The sequence below is a fragment of the Geodermatophilus chilensis genome, assembly GCF_002802985.1.
In the GTDB taxonomy this organism is placed as follows: domain Bacteria; phylum Actinomycetota; class Actinomycetes; order Mycobacteriales; family Geodermatophilaceae; genus Geodermatophilus; species Geodermatophilus chilensis.
This window is the reverse complement of sequence record NZ_NVPT01000101.1, coordinates 1-20681: the sequence shown is the minus strand read 5'-3', so window position 1 is coordinate 20681 and position 20681 is coordinate 1. Positions and strand designations below refer to the sequence as shown.

22 protein-coding genes are annotated in these 20681 nt (G+C 75.3%); 4 read left to right on the top strand and 18 right to left on the bottom strand.

Going from position 1 to position 20681, the window contains the following annotated elements; all coding sequences use genetic code 11:
• From CNO22_RS17075 to CNO22_RS17035, 9 genes are all read right to left on the bottom strand, one after another.
• The coding region (locus CNO22_RS17075) for an NADH-quinone oxidoreductase subunit G (protein WP_157936989.1) at positions 1 to 1602 on the bottom strand (1602 nt) is incomplete at its 3' end.
• A 73-nt stretch (positions 1603 to 1675) separates the two neighbouring features.
• Entirely contained in the window at positions 1676 to 3004 is a 1329-nt protein-coding gene (nuoF, locus tag CNO22_RS17070; protein WP_100500502.1) for an NADH-quinone oxidoreductase subunit NuoF, read from the bottom strand.
• 1 nt (position 3005) lies between these two features.
• On the bottom strand, positions 3006 to 4040 hold the full coding sequence (gene nuoE, locus CNO22_RS17065) for an NADH-quinone oxidoreductase subunit NuoE (protein WP_100500501.1): 1035 nt from the start codon (positions 4038 to 4040) through the stop codon (positions 3006 to 3008).
• A complete protein-coding gene (locus tag CNO22_RS17060; RefSeq protein WP_100500500.1) occupies positions 4037 to 5368 on the bottom strand; it encodes an NADH-quinone oxidoreductase subunit D in 1332 nt (443 codons plus the stop codon). The genes nuoE and CNO22_RS17060 overlap by 4 nt, the downstream gene beginning before the upstream one ends.
• The gene (locus CNO22_RS17055; RefSeq protein ID WP_100500499.1) at positions 5365 to 6102 is read right to left on the bottom strand and encodes an NADH-quinone oxidoreductase subunit C; all 738 of its coding nucleotides are present in this window, start codon (positions 6100 to 6102) and stop codon (positions 5365 to 5367) included. Before CNO22_RS17055 ends, CNO22_RS17060 begins: the two co-directional genes overlap by 4 nt.
• Positions 6099 to 6779: a NuoB/complex I 20 kDa subunit family protein gene (locus CNO22_RS17050; protein ID WP_100500498.1), complete on the bottom strand. Its 681-nt coding sequence runs from the start codon at positions 6777 to 6779 to the stop codon at positions 6099 to 6101. The genes CNO22_RS17055 and CNO22_RS17050 overlap by 4 nt, the downstream gene beginning before the upstream one ends.
• Positions 6780 to 6789: 10 nt before the next feature.
• The gene (locus tag CNO22_RS17045) at positions 6790 to 7152 is read right to left on the bottom strand and encodes an NADH-quinone oxidoreductase subunit A (RefSeq protein WP_198588397.1); all 363 of its coding nucleotides are present in this window, start codon (positions 7150 to 7152) and stop codon (positions 6790 to 6792) included.
• 43 nt (positions 7153 to 7195) lie between these two features.
• Positions 7196 to 8455 (bottom strand): geranylgeranyl reductase family protein, encoded by a 1260-nt coding sequence (locus CNO22_RS17040; protein ID WP_100500496.1) that lies wholly within the window; start codon positions 8453 to 8455, stop codon positions 7196 to 7198.
• Positions 8456 to 8666: 211 nt separating this feature from the next.
• Positions 8667 to 9392 (bottom strand): demethylmenaquinone methyltransferase, encoded by a 726-nt coding sequence (locus tag CNO22_RS17035; RefSeq protein ID WP_100500495.1) that lies wholly within the window; start codon positions 9390 to 9392, stop codon positions 8667 to 8669.
• A gap of 35 nt (positions 9393 to 9427) precedes the next feature.
• Here CNO22_RS17035 and CNO22_RS17030 point away from each other — a divergent pair, with 35 nt between their 5' ends.
• Positions 9428 to 10702 (top strand): isochorismate synthase, encoded by a 1275-nt coding sequence (locus CNO22_RS17030; RefSeq protein WP_198588396.1) that lies wholly within the window; start codon positions 9428 to 9430, stop codon positions 10700 to 10702.
• A 168-nt stretch (positions 10703 to 10870) separates the two neighbouring features.
• Here CNO22_RS17030 and CNO22_RS29150 read toward each other — a convergent pair whose 3' ends face one another.
• Genes CNO22_RS29150 through CNO22_RS17015 form a run of 4 tightly spaced genes read right to left on the bottom strand, consistent with a single transcriptional unit; the run spans position 10871 to position 14340 of the window.
• Positions 10871 to 11350: a GAF and ANTAR domain-containing protein gene (locus CNO22_RS29150; protein ID WP_232807111.1), complete on the bottom strand. Its 480-nt coding sequence runs from the start codon at positions 11348 to 11350 to the stop codon at positions 10871 to 10873.
• A 22-nt stretch (positions 11351 to 11372) separates the two neighbouring features.
• Entirely contained in the window at positions 11373 to 11654 is a 282-nt protein-coding gene (locus CNO22_RS29145) for a hypothetical protein (RefSeq protein ID WP_232807110.1), read from the bottom strand.
• A gap of 29 nt (positions 11655 to 11683) precedes the next feature.
• Complete coding sequence (gene menD / locus CNO22_RS17020; RefSeq protein ID WP_100500494.1) at positions 11684 to 13405, bottom strand: 2-succinyl-5-enolpyruvyl-6-hydroxy-3-cyclohexene-1-carboxylic-acid synthase; 1722 nt, start codon at positions 13403 to 13405, stop codon at positions 11684 to 11686.
• Entirely contained in the window at positions 13402 to 14340 is a 939-nt protein-coding gene (locus CNO22_RS17015) for an o-succinylbenzoate synthase (protein WP_100500493.1), read from the bottom strand. The genes menD and CNO22_RS17015 overlap by 4 nt, the downstream gene beginning before the upstream one ends.
• A gap of 41 nt (positions 14341 to 14381) precedes the next feature.
• Between CNO22_RS17015 and menE the strand changes: the two genes are divergently transcribed.
• Entirely contained in the window at positions 14382 to 15506 is a 1125-nt protein-coding gene (menE, locus tag CNO22_RS17010) for an o-succinylbenzoate--CoA ligase (RefSeq protein ID WP_100500492.1), read from the top strand.
• Positions 15503 to 16381, top strand: coding sequence for a 1,4-dihydroxy-2-naphthoate polyprenyltransferase (locus CNO22_RS17005; protein WP_232807109.1), 879 nt, complete (start codon positions 15503 to 15505; stop codon positions 16379 to 16381). Before menE ends, CNO22_RS17005 begins: the two co-directional genes overlap by 4 nt.
• 146 nt (positions 16382 to 16527) lie before the next feature.
• Here CNO22_RS17005 and CNO22_RS17000 read toward each other — a convergent pair whose 3' ends face one another.
• Together CNO22_RS17000 and CNO22_RS16995 are read right to left on the bottom strand one after the other, a co-directional pair.
• Positions 16528 to 16845 (bottom strand): DUF4229 domain-containing protein, encoded by a 318-nt coding sequence (locus CNO22_RS17000; protein ID WP_100500490.1) that lies wholly within the window; start codon positions 16843 to 16845, stop codon positions 16528 to 16530.
• A complete protein-coding gene (locus CNO22_RS16995; RefSeq protein WP_232807108.1) occupies positions 16829 to 17332 on the bottom strand; it encodes an Lrp/AsnC family transcriptional regulator in 504 nt (167 codons plus the stop codon). Before CNO22_RS16995 ends, CNO22_RS17000 begins: the two co-directional genes overlap by 17 nt.
• Before the next feature lie 48 nt (positions 17333 to 17380).
• Here CNO22_RS16995 and CNO22_RS16990 point away from each other — a divergent pair, with 48 nt between their 5' ends.
• Positions 17381 to 17587, top strand: a complete 207-nt coding sequence (locus tag CNO22_RS16990; protein ID WP_100500489.1) for a hypothetical protein — start codon at positions 17381 to 17383, stop codon at positions 17585 to 17587.
• 31 nt (positions 17588 to 17618) lie between these two features.
• Here CNO22_RS16990 and CNO22_RS16985 read toward each other — a convergent pair whose 3' ends face one another.
• The 3 genes from CNO22_RS16985 to resB all read right to left on the bottom strand — a co-directional run bounded on the left by CNO22_RS16985 (position 17619) and on the right by resB (position 20576).
• On the bottom strand, positions 17619 to 17888 hold the full coding sequence (locus tag CNO22_RS16985) for a hypothetical protein (RefSeq protein WP_157936988.1): 270 nt from the start codon (positions 17886 to 17888) through the stop codon (positions 17619 to 17621).
• 119 nt (positions 17889 to 18007) lie between these two features.
• On the bottom strand, positions 18008 to 18955 hold the full coding sequence (gene ccsB, locus CNO22_RS16980; protein WP_100500487.1) for a c-type cytochrome biogenesis protein CcsB: 948 nt from the start codon (positions 18953 to 18955) through the stop codon (positions 18008 to 18010).
• Complete coding sequence (resB, locus tag CNO22_RS16975; protein ID WP_232807107.1) at positions 18945 to 20576, bottom strand: cytochrome c biogenesis protein ResB; 1632 nt, start codon at positions 20574 to 20576, stop codon at positions 18945 to 18947. Before resB ends, ccsB begins: the two co-directional genes overlap by 11 nt.
• Positions 20577 to 20681 lie beyond the last annotated feature (105 nt).

Here is a 20681-nt window from a genome sequence, read left to right as displayed (position 1 = left end):
CGGCAGATGTTTGTAAGAGACAGCCGCCCCCCGCTCCCCGGCCCGCCGCGGCACCCAGGCCACCCGGGCGCCGGTGGCGCGGGCGAGCGCGGCCAGGGCGGAGAACGCGCCCGGGGACTCGGCCAGGCGCTCGCCGGCGAGCACGACCGCGCCGGGCTGCCGCAGCGCCTCGACCGCCGGGCCGCCCCAGGTGCCCTCGGCGAGGGCGACCAGCGAGCGGGCCTCGGTGCCCGGGCGGGTGGTCAGCACGGTGGCCTGCAGCTTCTCCGCGGCGGTGGTGGCGAACGGGGCGAGGTCGTAGACCGCGAGCCGGTTCGTGCGCACCGCGCGGCGCAGCCGCAGGAAGACGATCGGCGACTCCTCCTCCGGCTCGAGGCCGGCGAGCAGCACCGCGGGCGCGCTGGTCAGGTCGTCGTAGGTGACCGCGCCGTTCGCCGGTCCGGTGCCGGCGACGTGCGCCATGAGGAAGGACAGCTCCTCGGCGGAGTGCGCGCGGGCGCGGGCGTCGACGTCGTTGGTGCCCAGCGCGACCCGCGCGAACTTGGCGTAGGCGTAGGCGTCCTCGACGGTCAGCCGGCCGCCGGGCAGCACCCCGACCCCGCCGGCGTCCCGCGCGGCGCGCAGCCCCTCGGCGGCCGCGGCCCACGCCTCCGGCCAGGACGCCGGCTCGAGCACGCCGTCCCGCCGGACCAGCGGGGTGGTGAGCCGCTCGTTGGCGGTGGCGTAGCGGAAGGCCCAGCGGCCCTTGTCGCAGTTCCACTCCTCGTTGACCGCGGGGTCCTCCCCCGCCAGCCGCCGCAGGACCCGGCCGCGGCGGTAGTCGGTGCGCTGCGCGCAGCCGGAGGCGCAGTGCTCGCAGACGCTGGGCTCGCTGCGCAGGTCGAACGGCCGGGAGCGGAACCGGTACTGCGCGCTGGTCAGCGCACCGACCGGGCAGATCTGCGTGGTGTTGCCCGAGAAGTAGGAGGAGAACGGCTCGTCCTCGTAGATCGCCACCTGCTCCAGCGCCCCGCGCTCGAACAGCTCGATGAACGGGTCGCCGGCGACCTGCTGGGAGAACCGGGTGCAGCGGGCGCAGAGCACGCAGCGCTCGCGGTCGAGCAGCACCTCGCTGCTGATGGGCAGCGGCTTGGGGTAGGTGCGCTTGACGTCGACGAACCGGCTCTCGGCGCGGCCGTTGCTCATCGCCTGGTTCTGCAGCGGGCACTCGCCGCCCTTGTCGCAGACCGGGCAGTCCAGCGGGTGGTTGATGAGCAGCAGCTCCATCGTGCCCTGCTGGGCCTTGTCGGCGACCGGGCTGGTGAGCTGGGTCTTCACCACCATCCCGTCGGTGACCGGCATGGTGCAGGAGGCCACCGGCTTGCGCTGGCCCTCCACCTCGACCAGGCACTGGCGGCAGGCGCCGACCGGCTCGAGCAGCGGGTGGTCGCAGAACCGCGGGATCTGCACGCCGATCATCTCGGCGGCGCGGATGATCAGCGTCCCCTTGGGCACGGCGACGTCGAAGCCGTCGATCGAGCAGTGGACGGCGTCCGGCGGCGTGTGCGGGCCCGGCGCACCGGGTGGGACCGCAGGGGCAGGGGTTGGATTGGTGAGTGTCACTGGTCCTCCTCGCTGGCGCTCGTCGGGCCAGTCCCACGGAGTGCTGTGTTCCTGCGGAACCTCGCGAGCTCGGTCACGAGGCGACTCCGACGGGCTCGAGCCGGAGGCTGCGGCCCAGGCGCGCCTGTTCCTCCGGGGGCAGCAGGGCGACGTAGTCGTCGCGGAAGTACTTCAGCGAGCTGGAGATGCAGCTGGTCGCGCCGTCACCGAGGGCGCAGAACGAGCGGCCCAGGATGTTGTCGCAGGTGTCGGTGAGCAGGTCCAGGTCGGCCGCCGTCCCCCGGCCGTCGACCAGCCGCTGCAGGATCTGGACCAGCCAGTACGTCCCCTCGCGGCACGGGGTGCACTTGCCGCAGCTCTCGTGCGCGTAGAACTCGGTGAACCGCAGGGTGGCCTCGACGATCGAGTCGGTCTCGTCGAAGACCATGAGCGCGGTGGTGCCGAGCATCGAGCCCGCGGCGGCCACCGAGTCGAAGTCCAGCGGGACGTCGAGGTGCTCGGGGGTGAAGTACGGCGTGGAGGAACCCCCCGGCGTCCAGAACTTCAGCTGGTGCCCGGGGCGGACGCCGCCGGCCATCTCCAGCAGCTCGCGCATCGTCGTCCCCATGGGGGCCTCGTACTGGCCGGGGCGGACGACGCGGCCCGACAGCGAGTAGATCTTCGGCCCGGGCGACTTCTCCGGGCCGAACTCCTTGAACCAGTCCGATCCGCCGCGGACGACGAACGGCACGCTGGCCAGCGTCTCGACGTTGTTGATCACCGTCGGGGCGCCGTAGAGGCCGGCGACCGCGGGGAACGGCGGCTTCAGCCGCGGCTGGCCGCGGTAGCCCTCGAGAGAGTCGAGCAGCGCGGTCTCCTCACCGCAGATGTAGGCGCCGGCGCCCGCGTGCACGATCAGCTCGAGGTCGTAGCCCGAGCCCAGGATGTCGCGGCCGAGGTAGCCGGCCTCGTGGGCCTCGCGGACGGCGTTGACCAGCCGGCGGTGGGCGTGCACCGCCTCGCCACGCACGTAGATGACCGCCAGGTGCGACCGGATCGCGTACGAGGAGATGATCACGCCCTCGATCAGCGAGTGCGGGTCGGCCATCATGAGCGGCAGGTCCTTGCAGGTGCCCGGCTCGCCCTCGTCGGCGTTGACCACGAGGTACTTGGGCATCGCCGCCGGCCCGGTGGGGGTCTCCCCCGGCTTGGGCTGCGGGATGAAGCTCCACTTCATGCCGGTCGGGAAGCCGGCGCCGCCGCGGCCGCGCAGCCCGGAGTCCTTGACCAGGCCGACCAGCTCGTCGGGGGTCATGGACAGGGCGGTGCGCAGCGCGGTGTAGCCGTCGAGCCGTTCGTAGGTCGACAGCCGCCAGGACTGCGGCTCGGCCCAGCGGGCGGTCAGCACGGGTGCGAGGGGCATGTCACGCCTTCCCGTCGGCTCGGGGTGGATTCGGGGTGGGAGGTGTGGTGCCGGTGGCCGGTTCGGCGGCGGGCGGGTTCTCGGTGCCGGCCCGCTGCCGGCCGCGTGGCTGCCCGTACTCGGCGCCCTTGTCCGGGTGGGCCTGCGCGGCGCCGGCCCGCTCGGCGGGGTTGTCCGCCGCGGCGACGCGGGCGTCGGCGGCCTCCTCCTCCGGGGTCTCGCCGGTGCGGCCGGACGGCGCGACGGTTTCCCGCGGCTCGCCGGTGTCGGCCGGCGGCTGCCCGGGATGAGGCATCGGCGGGGCGGCCTCGCCGCGCTCGGCGGCCAGTCGCAGCCCGGCCAGCGTCGGGTCGATCGCGCCCTCGGCGTCGACCGCGGCCGCTCGGGCGCCGTCGCCGCCGTACTGGTCGAAGCCGGCCAGCTGGCGGGACACGCCGCGGAAGTCGGTCAGCGGGGCGCCGCGGGTGGGGTGCGGCTTCTCCCCGCGGCGGAGAGCCGCGACCAGCGCGCGGGCGCTCTCGACGTCCTGCTGGTCGTAGAACTCGTAGTCGACGGTGACCACCGGCGCGTAGTCGCAGGCGGCCAGGCACTCGGCGTGCTCGAGGGTGATCGAGCCGTCGGCGGCGGTCTCGTCGTGGTGCAGGCCGAGGTCGGTGCTCAGGGCGTCGAAGATCCGCTGACCGCCCAGCACGCTGCACAGCGTGTTGGTGCAGACGCTGACCAGGTGCCGTCCGGTCGGACGGCGCTTGTACATCGTGTAGAAGGTCGCGACCGCGCCCACCTCGGCCTTGGTCAGGCCGAGCTCCTCGGCACACAGCGCGACGCCCTGCGGGGTGACGTAGCCCTGGTAGCTCTGCACCAGGTGCAGCATCGGCAGCAGCGCCGAGCGCGGCTGGGGATAGCGGGCGATGATCTCGCGCGCCTCCAGCCGGGTCTGCTCGGTCAGCGGCGGCAGGTCCGCGGCGGGCGGCTGCACCGGGCTGGAGTCCAGCCCGGTGACGGCGGTGCCCTCGGCCGATCCCGGGAGTGCGCTCATCGATCACACCCGCCCATCACCGGGTCGAGCGAGGCGATGGCCGCGATGACGTCGGCGATCATGCCGCCCTCGCTCATCGCCGCCGTCGCCTGCAGGTTGACGAAGCTGGGGTCGCGCACGTGCACCCGCCACGGTCTGGTGCCGCCGTCGCTGACCACGTGGTAGCCGAGCTCGCCGCGCGGGGACTCGATGGGCACGTAGACCTGGCCGGCCGGCACCCGGAAGCCCTCGGTGACCAGCTTGAAGTGGTGGATCAGGGCCTCCATCGACTGGCCCATGATGTGCTTCACGTGCTCGAGGGAGTTGCCCATGCCGTCGGGCCCGAGGGAGAGCTGCGCCGGCCAGGCGATCTTCTTGTCCTCGACCATGACCGGCCCCGGCTCGAGCCGGTCCAGGGCCTGCTCGATGATCTTCAGCGACTCGTTCACCTCGGCCATGCGGACCAGGTAGCGGCCCCAGGCGTCGCAGGTGTCGGCGGTCGGCACCTCGAAGTCGTAGGTCTCGTAGCCCAGGTAGGGCTCGACCTTGCGCAGGTCCCACGGCAGCCCGGCGGCGCGCAGCACCGGCCCGGTGACGCCGAGCGCCACGCAGCCGGTGACGTCGAGGTAGCCGGCGTCCTTGAGCCGGGCCTGCCAGATCGGCTGGCCGGTGAGCAGCTTGTGGAAGTCGGCCACCCGGTCCGGCATCACCTGCAGGAACTCGCGCACGTGCTCGACCGCGCCGGGCGGCAGGTCCTGTGCCAGCCCGCCGGGGCGGATGTAGGCGTGGTTCATCCGCAGGCCGGTGATCTCCTCGAGCAGGTCCAGGACCATCTCGCGCTCGCGGAAGCCGTTGGTCATCCCGGTGAGCGCGCCCATCTCCATGCCGAAGGTGGCCAGGGCGACCATGTGCGAGGCGATCCGGTTGAGCTCCATGACCAGGACGCGGATCGTCTGGGCGCGCGGCGGCGCCTCGACGCCGAGGAGCTTCTCGACGGCGAGGCAGTAGCCGGCCTCGTTGTACAGCGGGGACAGGTAGTCCATCCGCGTGACGAACGTCGTCCCCTGCGTCCAGTTGCGGTACTCGGTGTTCTTCTCGATGCCGGTGTGCAGGTAGCCGATGACCACGCGCGCCTTGGTGACCGTCTCGCCCTCGAGGTCGAGCACCAGCCGCAGGACGCCGTGGGTGGAGGGGTGCTGCGGGCCCATGTTCACGACGAGGCGTTCCTCGCCGTAGGCCTCGGTGCCCAGCGTCTGGTCCCAGTCGCCGCCGGTGACGGTGTAGACGCGGCCCTCGGTGGTCTCGCGGGAGCCGGCGTAGGGGTCGGCCGGGTTGTACGTGGTGCTCATCGGTAGCTCCTGCGCGTGTCCGGTGGCGGGATCGTCGCGTCGTGGTACTCCACGGGGACGCCGCCGAGCGGGTAGTCCTTGCGCTGGGGGTGGCCGTCCCAGTCGTCGGGCATGAGAATCCGGGTCAGCGCCGGGTGGCCGTCGAAGACGACGCCGAACATGTCCCAGGTCTCCCGCTCGTGCCAGTCCGCCGTCGGGTAGACCGACGTGACCGAGGGGACGTGCGGGTCCTCGACGGTGACCGCGACCTCCAGCCGGATCCGCCGTCGGTAGGTCATCGAGGTCAGGTGGTGGACGACGTGCAGCCGCGGCCGGTCGGGGGTGGTCGCCGGACCGCCGCTGCCCTCGTAGTCGACGCCGGAGACGCTGCTGCACAGCTCGAAGCGCAGCGCCTCGTCGTCCCGCAGCGCCTGCACCAGGGTCAGTAGGTGTTCGCGGGCGACGAAGTAGGTGATCTCGCCGCGGTCGACCAGCACCCGCTGCACCGCGGCGTCGTAGGTGGCCTGGCCGACCGCCTCGATCAGCGCGTCGGTGACCTCGTCGAAGTAGCCGCCGTACGGCCGGTCGGTGGAGTGCAGCGCGACCGCGCCGCCGGGCTCGACGCGGACCAGCCCGCCGAAGCCGGAGGTGTCACCGCTGCCGCTGACCCCGAACGCACCCTTGCGGAAGCCGCCGCTCGGCGCGGTCGCGCCCTGGCCGGCGTCCTCGCCGCTGCGGTCACCCGGGCCGGTCACCGGTGGCTCCGCACGTACGGCTCCGGCAGCAGGACGGCGTTGCCGCCGCGCTGCTCGATGGCGAACTGGCCGGTGCGCCGCTCGGCGGCGGCCCGCTCGTAGGCCGCGCGCTTCTCCTTGTCCACCCGGACCGACGACGGCATCTCGACCAGCGGGTCCACCGCCCGGCCCTCGGCCCGTGCCTGCTCCAGCTCGCGGGCCCGCTTGGCCCCCAGCGGCTCGTGCATGATCTTGTGGTGCAGCTTGAGGATCGCGTCGGTGAGCATCTCCGGCCGCGGCGGGCAGCCGGGCAGGTACATGTCCACGGGGACGACGTGGTCGACGCCCTGCACGATCGCGTAGTTGTTGAACATCCCGCCGGAGCTGGCGCACACGCCCATCGCAAGCACCCAGCGGGGCTCGGGCATCTGGTCGTAGATCTGGCGCAGGACCGGCGCCATCTTCTGGCTGACCCGGCCGGCCACGATCATCAGGTCGGCCTGGCGCGGCGAGGCCCGGAAGACCTCCATGCCGAAGCGGGCCAGGTCGTAGCGGCCGGCGCCGGTGGCCATCATCTCGATCGCGCAGCAGGCCAGCCCGAAGGTGGCCGGCCACAGCGAGGACTTGCGGGTCCAGTTGACCAGCTTCTCCACCGTGGTCAGCAGGACGCCGCTCGGCAGCTTCTCCTCGAGTCCCATCGCCCGTCCCTCAGTCCCAGTCCAGGCCGCCGCGTCGCCACACGTACACGTAGGCGATGAACACGGTGCCGATGAAGACGACCATCTCGACCAGCCCGAAGACGCCCAGCGCGTCGTTGGCGACGGCCCACGGGTAGAGGAAGACGATCTCGATGTCGAAGACGATGAAGATCATCGCCGTCAGGTAGTACTTGACCGGGAAACGGCCGCCGGTCAGCGGTTGGTCCACCGGTTCGATGCCGCACTCGTAGGCGGCCAGCTTGGCGTGGTTGTACCGGCGGGGGCCCACGAACGGGGCCACCGCCACGGAGAACAGCGCGAAGGCCGCGGCCAGCGCGAACAGGCCGACGATCGGGACGTACTGCGAGAGCACCAGCGCCTACCCCTCGTCGCGGGTCGGGTCGGGAAGGGTCACGTCACACCGCCGGGGCCAGGCGGGTCAGGACGGCGACGGCGCGGTCGAACCGGTCGCCGTCCCGGCCGTCGGAGAGGTTGCCCATCAGCCGCAGCGCCCGGGCCACCAGCGCCGGCCGCTTGAGCCCGTGCGCGGTCGCGAAGCGGACCAGGTCCGGCCGGGCCAGCAGCGCGAGGAAGCCGGTGCCCAGCCGGTGGTGCCGTCCGTACTCCGCGCGCAGCCGGTCGGGGTGGCGGCGCAGGGCGGCCTCGCGGGCCGGGCCCTCCGGCGCGGCCAGCGCCTCGACCGCGGCCTCCGCGGCCATCCGCCCGGTCTCCAGCGCGTAGCTGATGCCCTCGCCGTTGAACGGGTTGACCGTGCCGGCGGCGTCGCCGGCCAGGAGCAGCCCGCGGGTGTAGGCCGGGCCGCGGTGCAGGGCCATCGGCAGGCCCGCGCCGCGCAGCGGGGTGACCGCGTGCTCCTCGCCGAGCTGCCACTCCGGCGGCAGCGTGGCCAGCCAGTCGCGCAGCACGGCCCGCGGCTCCGCGCCGGTGCCGCGGCGGGTGTCGAGCAGGCCGAAGCCGACGTTGCTGGTGCCGTCGCCCATGCCGAAGGCCCAGCCGTAGCCGGGCATCGAGTCGGCGCTCGGACCGGCGGGCGAGAGGTCGAAGGAGATGTCGAGGTAGCGGTCGTCCGTGCGGGGCGAGGAGACGTACCGGCGGACGGCGACGCCGAGCGGCCGGTCCTCCCGCCGCAGCAGGCCCAGCGCCTTGGCCAGCCGGCCGGAGAGCCCCTCGGCGGAGACCACCAGCGCCGCCCGCCAGGTGGCGGGCGTCCGATCCGGGCCCTCCTCCGCGTGCACGCCGGCGACCCGGCCCGCGTCGTCGAGCAGCGGGCCGGTGACGGTGACCTCCTGGACCAGCCGGGCGCCGGCGGCGACCGCGTGCGCGGCGAGCCCGGCGTCGAGGTCGCGCCGGCTGCGCACCAGGCTGTGGCCGGGCCAGCGGTCCAGCGTCGGCCAGTCGACCTCGGCCACCTGGCCGCCGCCGGTGACCCGCAGCCCCCGGTGGCGGACCCAGCCGGTGGTGTCGACGCCCAGGTCGTCGAGCGCCTTGACCGCGCGGGGGGTCAGCCCGTCGCCGCAGACCTTCTCGCGGGGCAGCCGGGCCTTCTCCAGGACGACGACGTCGAGGCCGGCGCGGGCGAGGTGCCACGCGGCCGAGGAGCCCGCCGGACCGGCACCGACGACGACCACGTCGGCCCGCCGGTCGCCGTCGTCCACCTCGGCCCCCCTCCGTTCGAGTCCCCGGCGCCCTTGTGAACTGGTTCACAAAGTCGCCCGGTCCCTACTCTAGGCCGGGGTGTGAGCTCGGTGACAAGTGGCCGTCCAGAACGACTGCGTCACGTTTGTGTCTCGCCGCGTCCCACCGGCGACGGCCCCCTCCCGGGTACCGCCCCGAGCGTGCGAGGGGTGGGGAGGAGGGGGTCCTTCTTCAGGCCCGCGGCTTGCGGCCGCGGTGCAGCGCCACGATGCCGCCGGTGAGGTCGCGCCAGGCCACGTCGGCCCAGCCGGCGCCCTGCAGCCGGGCGGCGAGCGCGGGCTGGTCTGGCCAGGCCCGGATCGACTCCGCCAGGTAGACGTAGGCCTCGGGGTTGCTGCTCACCGCGCGGGCGATCCGCGGCAGGGCGCGCATCAGGTACTCGGTGTAGACGGTGCGGAACGGCGCCCAGGTGGGGCTGGAGAACTCGCAGACCACCAGCGTCCCGCCGGGGCGGGTGACCCGGGCGAACTCGCGCAGTGCGGCGTCGGGGTCGGCCACGTTGCGCAGGCCGAAGGAGATCACCACGCCGTCCACGCTCTCGTCGGCCAGCGGCAGCGCCATGGCGTCGCCGGCCACCTTGGGCACCGGCCGGGCCGCGCCCGCGCGGAGCATGCCCTGGGAGAAGTCGCAGGCGATGGCGTGCACGCCGCCGGCGGCCAGCTCCACCGTCGACACCGCCGTCCCGGCGGCGACGTCCAGCACGGTCTGCCCCGGGCGGGCGCCGAGCGCCGCGCGGGTGGCCCGCCGCCAGGAGGCGTCGCGGCCGCCGGAGAGCACCGTGTTGGTGACGTCGTAGCGCGCCGCGACCCGGTCGAACATGGCCGCCACGTCGGCCGGCTGCTTGTCCAGACCGGCCCGGAGCCCCGCGGTGTGTGCGCTGTCTCGCCGGTCTCCCACGACGGCGACGCTACCGGGCTGCCTACTCTGGGCCGGTGAGCGTGGCAGCAGTGACCACCCCGGGTGCGGTCACGCCTGTCGTCACCACGACCCCGCTGCTCGAGACCCCCGCCCTGCTCGACCTCCTGCCGGCCGCCGGCGCGCTGTCCTGGGTGCGCCACGGGGAGGGTCTGGTCGGCTGGGGCGAGGCGGCCCGGCTGGAGGTCACCGGCCCGTACGCCCTGGCCGAGGCGGCCGCGTGGTGGGAGACGCTCAGCGCCGGCCTCGACGTCGACGACCGGGCCGCGGTCCCCGGCTCCGGGCCGGTGGTGTTCGCCAGCATCGCCTTCGACCCGGCCGCCGGCACGTCGGTGTTCGTCGTCCCCGAGGTCGTCGTCGGCCGGCGGGACGGGGCCGCGTGGGTGACCACCACCGGGGACGCCGACCCCGCCGAGGTGCTCGCCGCCGCGCCCGCGACCGCGCCACCACCGCTCGGACGGCTGCGCTACGCCGACGGCGCGCTCGATCCGGCCTCGTGGTGCGCGACCGTGGCCGCGGCCGTGGCCCGCATCGACGCCGGCGAGCTGGCCAAGGTGGTGCTGGCGCGCGACCTGCTGGTCACCGCCGACGCGCCGCTGGACCCCCGTGCGCTGCTCGCCCGGCTGGCCGCCCGCTTCCCCGGCTGCTGGACCTTCGCCGTCGACGGCCTGCTCGGGGCGACACCGGAGCTGCTGCTGCGCCGGACCGGCCGCGAGCTGTCCTCCCGCGTGCTGGCCGGCACCGCGCCGCGCGGCGCGGGCGCCGAGGACCAGCGGCTGGCCGCGGGCCTGCTCGCCTCGGCCAAGGACCGCGCCGAGCACGCCCTCGCCGTCGACTCGCTGGTGCGGGCGCTGGAGCCGTACTGCACGACGCTGACCGCGCCGGAGGAACCCGAGCTGCTGACGCTGGCCAACGTGCGCCACCTGGCCACCGACGTCACCGGCGTCCAGCGCCGCAGCGGCGCCCGCGGCCGCGCCGGGCTGCTCGAGCTGGTCGGGGCGGTGCACCCGACCGCCGCCGTCTGCGGCACCCCGACCGGCGCCGCCGCCGCGCTGATCGGCGAGCTGGAGGGCATGGACCGCGGCCGCTACGCCGGCCCGGTCGGCTGGGTCGACGCCCGCGGGGACGGCGAGTTCGGCCTGGCGCTGCGCTGCGCCCGGCTGGCCGACGACGACCCGGCCACCGCGCGGCTGTTCGCCGGCTGCGGCATCGTGGCCGGCTCCGACCCGGCCGCCGAGCTCGCCGAGACCCAGGCGAAGTTCGCCGCCTTCCAGGCTGCGCTGGAGAGCTGACCGGCGTGGGAGTCACACGCGTCCGTGGGCGTGCGGTCCCCGCTGGCGTACGGGGCGACGAGGTCTGGGGCGGCCCGGCAGCCGGTGGTCTCGACCACCGGACCTGGGCCCGCGGGGTGGCCGGCCACCCGCGGACCGTGGCCCCGCTCTGCCCGGACGATCACCGGATCAACCGGCGTCCGGCACGGCTCCGGTCTGCGTCAGCTCCTCGGCGACGTCGACGAGCTTGCGGTTGGTCTGCTGCGAGACCCGGGCCAGGACCTGGAAGGCCTGGTCGGCCGTGAGCCGGTACCGCTCCATGAGGATGCCCTTGGCCTGGCCGATCAGGTCGCGGTTCCCCACGGCCCGGCGCAGGTTCTGCTCCTGCTGCGCTCCCGCGAGGGCGACGGCGGCGTGGGCGGCGAGGACCAGCCCCACGTCCTCGGACTCCTCGCCGAAGGCGTGCGGCTCCCGCGCGTAGAGGTTGAGCGCGCCGAGGCCGTCGCCCTCGACGAACAGCTGGAAGCTCAGCGAGCTGAGCGCGCCGAGCTCGACGGCCCCGGCCGCGAACCGGGGCCACCGCGTCTCGGTGCGCATGTCCTCGACGCGCACCGTCTCCTCCTCCCACACCGCGTCGAGACAGGGTCCCTCCTGCAACCGCTCCTGCATCCGGTCGACCTCCCGCGGCAGGTCACCGGTCGCGGCTCTCGGGCTCCACCGACCGCCGCCCGATCACGTACGAGATCGAGCACTCCTCGGCACCGGGGACGGCGTCGACCGCGGTGGCGGTGATGGTCTGCAGCGTGGCCTCGACGTCGCCGTGCTCCTCCTGCAGCGACCGGGCGACCTGCCCCATGACCTCGCCGAGGTTGCGGGCCGCACCGGGCCCGCCCCGGCCACCCCCCGCCGTCGCGCGCTGCTCCTCGGTGCTCTCGGTGGAGCGCTCCGCTCGCTGCGGCTGGTCTCTGCCCATGTCGGCACGGTAGTCGGGAGGGCCACCGGTCATCCCGCGCTGAGTGCCTCGGTGGCGGCCGACCGCAGCGCCGCGGCCAGCTCGGCCTCGGCGCGCTGGTCGGTGCCGACGACGACCACCCGCGGCCCGCCTGCGGCGAGGGCGTCCCGCAGCCCGGCCGATGACGACACCCGGTCCGCCGGCCAGCCCAGCGCCTCGGCGACCGCGACCAGATCGCGGCCGTGCGGCGTGCCGAACACCCGCCGGTAGCCGGCCTCGTACCGCGGCTGCCCCGGCTCGAGCTGGGCGAAGATCCCGCCGCCGTCGTTGTCCGGGACGACGAGAGTGAGATCCGGCCGCGGCTCCCCCTCCCCCACGAGCAGGCCCTGGAGGTCGTGCAGGAGGGTGAGGTCGCCGAGCAGCGCGAACGCCCGGCGTTTTCCGCGGAAATGGCCACGGGAGTGGACGAGGGCGGCGCCGACGGCGGTGGAGACCGTCCCGTCGATACCGGCGACCCCGCGGTTGGCCAGCACGGTGAGCCCCGCCCGCGGGACGGCCAGCCGGTCGACGTCGCGCACCGGGGTCGAGGAGCCCAGCACCAGCAGCGCGCCTTCGGGCAGCGCGGCGATCAGGTCGCGGGCGAGCAGTCCCGCGGTGAGCCCGGGCAGCGCGTCGAGCAGCCCGTCGACCGCCGCCCCCACCCGGTCGGCGGCGGCGCACCAGGCGCCCCGCCAGGCCCGGTCGGCCGTCGGCGGGGTCCCGCCCGGGGCCACCCGGGGAGCCGGCAGCCCGCCCACCCACGTCGTCGACCGGCCGGCGTCGGGCCAGCGCGGGGCCGCGGACACGGTCTCCACGCGGACGGCGGGGTCGGCCAGCAGCGCCGACACCGGCCGGGACAGCGTCGGGCGACCCACGACCAGCACCCGCTCGGGTCGGTGTGCGGCCAGCCAGCCGGGCACACCGAGCAGCAGCGCCCCACCGCGCACGGACGCCGACCAGGCGCCGCTCGACGGCTCCGCGACGACCGGCCAGCCCTGCGCCGCGGCCAGCTCGGCAGCCGCGCGGCCCAGCACGGGCGGTACGTCGCCGACCACGACCAGCGTCCGGGGCGGACCGACGTCGGTCCGTTGCACCAGGGTCGCGCGGGACCCGTCGGTCCACGGGGCGCCGTCCGGCCGTCCGGCCCAGGGGCCGACCGTCGACACGTCGGCGTCCTCGGGCAGCAGCGGCTCGCGGAACGGCAGGTTCAGGTGCACCGGCCCCGGGTCGCCGGAGAGCGCGCCGCGGGCCACGAGCAGCGCCTTGGCCACCAGCGAGCGCCAGTAGCGGTTCTGCGCCTCCTCGCGGCCGGCCTCGGGCACCCCGACGTCGACCGCCGCCCGCACCGCGCCGCCGTACAGCCCGGGCTGGGCGATGGTCTGGTTGGCGCCGGTGTCGCGCAGCTCCGGCGGGCGGTCGGCGGTCAGCGCGAGCAGCGGCACCCCGGCGGCGTCGGCCTCGAGCACGGCGGCGTGCAGGTGCGCGGTCGCCGTCCCGGAGGTGGTCAGCACGGGCACCGGCCGCCCGGACGCCTTCGCCAGGCCGAGCGCGAGGAACGCCGCCGTCCGCTCGTCGATGCGCACGTGCAGGGTGAGCCGGCCGTCACGCTCGGCGTCCGCCAGCGCCAGCGCGACCGGCGCCGACCGCGAGCCGGGCGCGACCACGGCGTCGGTGACCCCGCCGCGGGCCAGCTCGTCGACCAGCACCCGCGCGAGGGCGGTGGAGGGGTTCACCGGCGCACCGCGTCCAGCCGAGCCCGCCAGCGCGCCTCGACCTCCGGGTCCGCGGCGACGTCGGCCAGCCGGTCGGGCGTCACGGGCCGCACCGGCAGCACGCCGTCCACCGGCAGCAGCGGGTCGCTGGTGACGTCGCCGTCCAGCAGGGCGACGGTGGCCAGCCCGCAGGCGAACGGCAGCTCCGGCAGCGCGGCGGCCAGCGCCACCCCGGCGGCGATGCCGACCGAGGACTCCAGCGCCGAGGAGACCACGCACGGCAGGTCGTGCGCCCCGGCCACCTCCAGCGCCGCCCGGACCCCGCCGAGCGGCTGCACCTTGAGGACGACGACGTCGCACGCCCCGCGCAGGTCCACCCGCAGCGGGTCGGCCGAGCGCCGGACCACCTCGTCGGCGGCGATGCGGACGTCGACCCGCCGGCGCACGGCGGTCAGCTCCTCGAGCGACGCGCAGGGCTGCTCGACGTACTCCAGGCCCACCACCCGGTCCAGCTCGCGGATGCGCGCGGCGGCGGTGTCGACGTCCCAGGCGGCGTTCGCGTCGACCCGGATCGCGCCGTCGGGGCCCAGTGCGTCGCGCACGGCCTCGACGCGGGCGACGTCGTCGGCCGGCGTCTGGCCGGGCTCGGCCACCTTCACCTTCGCCGTCCGGCAGCCCGAGGCGGTCACGACAGCGTGCGCCTGCTCGGGGCCGACGGCCGGCACGGTCACGTTCACCGGCACGGCGTCGCGCACCGGCGCCGGCCAGCCGTCGCAGGCGGCCTCGACCGCGGCGGCCCACCAGCGGCGGCTGTGCGCGAGGTCGTGGTCCCAGAACGGGGAGAACTCGCCCCAGCCGGCGGGCCCCTGCACCAGCACGCCGTCGCGGACGTCGATGCCACGGAAGCGGGTCCGCATCGGCACCGACCAGACCCGCGCCCCGTCGGTGTCGATCACGGCAGCAAGCGTAGATCGGGCGCGCAGTAGCCTCGGACCTCGTGCCCAGGCACCTCACCCTCGTGCCGGCGCCGGCCGACCCCCTCGCGCTCCTGCCGCAGCTGCGCGCCGCCCTGGACGGCGCGGCGCCGCTCGCCGTCCTGCCCGCGGGCCCGCCGGCGACCGTCGCGGCCGCCCGGGCGGTGCTGCGCGCCGACGAGCCCCTGGAGGACGGCGCGGACCTCGTCGTCGTCACCTCCGGCTCGACCGGCGGCGGCCGCGGCGTGCTGCTGCCGGCGGCCGCGGTGCGCGCCTCGGCCGAGGCCACGCTGCGCCGGCTCGGCGGCCCGGGCGCCTGGCTGCTGGCCCTGCCGGTCTCGGCGATCGCCGGCCTGCAGGTGCTCTGCCGCTCGATCCTGGGCGGCACCGACCCGGCCGTGCGCGTGCCGGGTGAGCCGCTGGCCGCTGCCGTCGCCCGCCTGCCGCCCGGCCGGCGCTACACCGCCCTGGTCCCCACCCAGCTGCGCCGGTACCTCGACGCCGAGGCCGGCGCGCTGCGTGCGTTCGACGCGGTCCTCGTCGGCGGCGCGGCCACCGACCCGGGCCTGCTGACCCGGGCCCGGGCCGAGGGCGTCGCCGTGGTGACCACCTACGGGATGACCGAGACCGCCGGCGGCTGCGTCTACGACGGGGAGCCGCTCGACGGCGTGCGGGTCCGCGTCACCGAGGGGATCGAGCTCGCCGGGCCGGTCCTGGCGCTCGGCTACCGGCTCGACCCGGAGGGCACCGCCGCCGCCTTCGCCCACGGTTGGTTCCGCACCCGCGACGCCGGCGCCCTCGACGACGACGGCCGGCTGACCGTGTACGGCCGGCTCGACGACGTCGTCGTCACCGGCGGGGTCAACGTCGCGCCGCAGGCCGTGGAGGCCGTGCTGCGGCAGCACCCGGACGTCGCCGACGCCGTCGTCTTCGGCCGGCCGGACGAGGAGTGGGGTCAGCGGGTGGTCGCCGCCGTCGTCCCGGCGCCCGGCGCGGACCCCGACCTCGCCGCGCTGCGCCCGTGGGTGACCGAGCGGCTGGGCGGGCCCGCTGCGCCGCGGGAGCTGCACCGCATCGCCGTCGTCCCGACCCTGCACACCGGCAAGCCCGATCGCCGGGGCGTGGCCGCGACCCTCCAGGAGGCATGACCGTGGCCACACCCGCGCAGTGGCTGGCCGGCGCCCGCCCCCGCACGCTGCCCGCCGCCCTCGCCCCGGTGCTCGTGGGCACCGGCGCCGCCGCGGCGCTCGACGGCTTCCGGGCCGCCCCGGCGCTGCTGGCCCTGCTGGTCGCCCTCGCGCTGCAGGTGGCGGTCAACTACGCCAACGACTACTCCGACGGCACCCGCGGCACCGACGCGGTCCGGGTGGGGCCGATGCGGCTGGTCGGCTCGGGCGCGGCGACCCCGCGGCAGGTGCTGCTCGCCGCGCTGGCCTCCTTCGCCGTCGCGGGCCTCGCCGGGCTGGCGCTGGCGGCGCTGTCGAGCTGGTGGCTGGTCGCGGTCGGGGCGGTCTGCATCGCGGCGGCCTGGACCTACACCGGCGGCCCGCTCCCCTACGGCTACCGGGCGCTGGGCGAGGTGTTCGTCTTCCTCTTCTTCGGCCTGGTCGCCGTCGTGGGGACGACGTTCGCCCAGACCGGCTCGGTCGACGGCCTCGCCGTCGCCGCCTCGGTGCCGATCGGCCTGCTGTCGGTGGCGCTGCTGGTGGTGAACAACCTGCGCGACATCGAGGGCGACGCCGCCGTCGGCAAGCGCACGCTGGCCGTGCTGCTGGGCGACCGCGGCACCCGGGTCGCGTTCGCGGCGCTGCCCGCGGTGGCGTTCGCGGTCGTGGTCGCCATCGGGGTGACCCGGCCGTGGGCGCTGCTGGCGCTGCTCGCCGTCCCGCTGGCGGTGCCCCCGGTGCGCACCGTGCTCTCCGGCGGACGCGGGCCAGCGCTCATCGCCGCGCTGCAGGGCACCGGCCTGCTCACCCTTGCCACCGGCGTGCTGCTGGGCGCCGGCCTCGCCCTCAGCGGCTGACGAAGGACCCCGTCCTCTCCACCCTTCGCAGGCTCAGGGCGGGGCCCGGGACGGGGCCAGCGGTGGCCCCACGGTGTGTGCACTCATCGTGGTCTCAGGAGCCCCGGAGACCACCGTGAGTGCACACACGGTTGACGCGGAGCAGCTCAGTCGCCGTCGCCGGTGAGGCGGGCCTCCCGTGCGGCCTTGGCCTGCTGACGAGCGACGCTGCGCGCGGCCAGGCCCTCGGTGAGCCGCTCGCGCGAGGGGCGCAGCAGCAGGTACGAGACGGGCATCGACAGCAGCAGCCCGAACAGCGCGCCGGACCAGAAGTCCAGACCCAGCATCCACAGCAGCAGGACCAGCGCGGCGGCGATGGCCAGCCGGCCCACCGTGTACATCAGCAGCCAGGGGGCGATCCTCGGTGCCGCCGCCGGCCCTCCGGTCGGCGCGCCCGGCACCGCCGGCTCAGCCCTGTCCGCCATGGCGGCCCTCCCACTTGGTGCTCAACACGACCGTCGTCCGGGTGCGGGCGACGCCTCTGATCCGGTTCAACGCGCTGATGGTGGCTTCCAGTGCCGGGATGTCGGTCACCCGGACCTTCAGCAGGTAGCCCTCGCTGCCGGCGACCCGCCAGCAGTCCTCGACCTCGGGCATCTCGGCCAGTGCCGCCTCGATGCCGGTGTCGTCGACCGAGTCGCTCTCGATGACGCCCACCAGCGCGGTGACGCCCAGCCCGACCGCCGCCGGGTCGACGACCGCCCGGTAGCCGGTGATGACCCCGGCGGCCTCGAGCTTGCCGACCCGCTCGTGCACCGCCGGGGAGGAGAGGCCGACCCGCCGGGCCAGCTCGGCGTAGCTCGCCCGCCCGTTGGCGCGCAGCAGGTCGATCAGCTGCCGGTCGACGGCGTCGATGGCGCTCTCCTCCTGCCGGTGCCGCGCTGGGTGTGCGTTCGAGTATCGCCCGCGCACGTACTGTGGAGGAGAGTCGGGCTCGATCGGCGAGGGGGGTGGGCCGCCATGGCCTTCGTGGTGGTTCTGGTGGTGGCGGTCGCCGTCGTGGTGCTGGTGCTGCGGGCGGCGGAGAAGGGCGGTCCCGGCCGGGTGCGCGCGCCTCGCCCGCCGCGTCCGCAGCGGGCGGTCCGCCCGGTGGCGCCCGACGACGACCCCGAGTTCCTGCGCGAGCTGGAGCGCCGCACCCGGCGCGACGACGGCTCCCCCGCGTAGAAGAAGGACCCCGTCTTCCCCGGACGGGGCCTCAGGCGGCGCGGAAGAAGCGCCGCCAGCCGCGGCGCCGCTGCGGCGGCTCGGCGGCGGGCGTGGCCGGCGCGACCTGCTGGGTCATCCCGCCGGGCCAGCCCAGGCCCTCGTGCGTCGTCGAGGTCCCCGGCCAACCGAGACCGCTCTCGGTGCCCTCGGCGCGCAGGTCGCCGTGCCGGCCGGCCGGCGCGTCCGCGGAGCGCTGCGCGAGCGCCGCGGCGACCACGGGGTGCACCGTGTCCCCCTCGAGAGCCGAGTGCCTACCCACGGGGAGTTCCCCTCCGGCGCGACATGGGGGCATGGAAGCACGGCCGCGCCCGGCGTGTCACCGACACGCCGCCCGACCGGGGGACCGGTGTCGCCTGGTGTGACGAGCGGGACGCCCGCTCAGTCCAGCCCGCCGTAGCTGTGCAGGCCGGTCGACACCATGTTCACGTACAGCAGGTTGAAGACCATCACGGCCAGGCCGACGACGTTGACCCACGCCGCGGGGCGCCCGCGCCAGCCGGCCGTCGTCCGCGCGTGCAGGTAGCCGGCGTAGACCACCCACGCGATGAACGCCCAGGTCTCCTTGGGGTCCCAGCCCCAGTACCGGCCCCAGGCGCTCTCGGCCCAGATGGCGCCGGCGATGACGGCGAAGGTCCAGATCGGGAAGCCGAAGACGGCCGTGCGGTGGGCCACCCGGTCCAGCGTGACCGCGCCCGGGAGCCGGGAGAGGAACGAGCCCTCGGCCTCGGCGCCGCGGGCGTCGGACCGCAGCTTCAGCAGGTACAGCACGCTGGCGATCCCGCTCACGAAGAAGATGCCGAAGCCCAGGATCGCCGTGGAGACGTGCACGGCCAGCCAGCTCGAGCGCAGCGCGGCGACCAGCGGCCCGGTCTCGGTGTAGAGGAACAGCCCGGTGGCGACCAGCGCGATCACGACCGGGGCGAGGACGAAGGCGCCGATGTCGCGGACGGCGGGCATGCGGCCGGCCAGCACGAGGTAGACCACCACGCCGACGAGGACGACGGCGGTGGCGAACTCGTACATGTTGCCCCAGGGCAGCCGGTCGGCGGCCATCCCGCGGGTGACCAGCACGCCGGCGTGCACCACGGCCCCGACCGCGGTGACCGCGAGCCCGACCAGGCCCCAGCGGTCGGTGCGCGCGGGCGCAGCGGGCGCCGCCGTGTCCGCACCCCCACCCGTCCCGGCCCCGGCGGGGACCAGCTGCCGCACCGGGCGGCGGCCGAACGCCAGTTGCGCCGAGAACGCCACGACGGCGACCGAGTAGAGCGCGACGGCGATCGAGAACAGCGTGTCCGACAGCTCGGCCAGCGACGGGTCAACGGTCACGCGGGGGAACCTCCGGTTCCGGTGCGGCCCCGCCGGACGGCGGGGCGGAGGGGGTCGGGGCGCGCTCGTCGAGCGCGGCCTGCAGCCGCCCGGTCAGCTCGGCGAAGGGCGTGGCGCTCTCGCCGCCGCCCCGCGTCAGCGAACCGACCGAGAGCACGGTACCGCCGCCGTCGGGGGCGGCGCCGACACGGGCGAAGAAGCGCTCGCGGCGCAGCAGGAGCAGCGCGAGCAGGCCGACGAGCAGGGCGATCGCCGCGGCGAGCACCCACACCTGGCCGGGGTCGTGGGAGAACTGCAGCGCGGCGAACTGGTCGACGCCGGTGAAGGTGATCGCCGTCCCGTCGGGCAGGGTCAGCGTCTCGCCGACCGCCAGGTTGGCCCGGCCCACCTCGCTGAGCCGGCCGCGCTCGATCTGGCTCTGGTCCAGCGAGTAGACCGACTGCGGCAGGCCCGAGTCCAGGCCGAGGTACCCCTGATAGGCCAGGATCGCCACCTGCGGGTTGAGCGGCCGCGGGTCGATCGAGGTCAGGACGCCGCCCTGCATCAGCCCGGTCGGCGCGAAGAAGCCCTCGAGCGCCAGCTGGTCCTCGACGCCGGCGCCGAGGTCGGGCAGCTTGAGGGCGCCCTCGCTGGCCATCGTCGTCTGGTCCGAGGGCAGGAACGGCGCCGAGACGTCGGTGAACGCCGTCCCGTCGGGCAGGGTGACGGTGAACCTCGGGGAGTAGCCGTGGCCGGTCACGTAGACGCGGTCGCCGTCGACCCGCAGCGGGTCATTGACGCCGATCGTCGTGGCCTCGCCCTCCTCGCCGGGCCCGCCGTAGCGGATGTCGGCGGTGTAGGAGGCCGCGGTCAGGTCCTCCTCGTACTCCGCGCGGAAGTCCTCGAGGTCGATGCAGAGCGGGGTGAGGTCCTCGCCGTCCACCAGCGCGCCGGAGGAGTAGGTGTCGTACTGCTGGAAGGAGTTGCAGAAGCCCTGGCCCTCGGTGACCAGGATGCTGCCCTCGTAGCCCCACAGCTTGCCGCCGGCCAGGCCGAGCAGCAGCGCCACCAGCGACAGGTGGAACAGGAGGTTGCCGGTCTCCTTCCAGAAGCCCTTCTCCGCCGACAGCTCCTCGCCGTGGATGCCGCTGGACCCGGCGGTCCCGGCAGCGCCGGGACGGCGGACGACGCGGAAGCGGCGGACCCGGAGCTCCTCCTCGACCACGTCGAGGGCGGCCGGGCCGGGCAGCGGGGTGGTCAGCTCCGCGGAGTCGGGGAGGCGCTCCAGCCGGCGCGGCGCCGGCGGCGGCGCGGCCCGCAGCGCGCGGAGGTGCTCGCCCAGCCGGGGGACGACGCAGCCGATGAGCGAGACGAACAGCAGCAGGTACACCGCGGCGAACCACGGCGAGCCGAAGACGTCGAAGGCGTAGAGCCGGTCGAGCACCGGCGCCAGCGTCGGGTGGTCGGCGAAGTACTGCCGGACGGCGTTCTGGTTCAGCGAGCGCTGCGGCAGCAGCGACCCGGGGATCGCCGCCAGCGCCAGCAGGAACAGCAGGATGATCGCCGTCCGCATGGCGGTGAGCCGCCGCCACCAGCGCAGCCACAGCCCCAGGGCGCGGGCGCCGAGCTGGCTCTTATACAAATCTGACGCTGCAGCCGAAGACACACGAGTCAGCCTCGGTCTGCGCCGCGTGCATATAAAACAAAAAAAAAAAAATCGCCAGAACAGAGTTAATTATAGAGACTA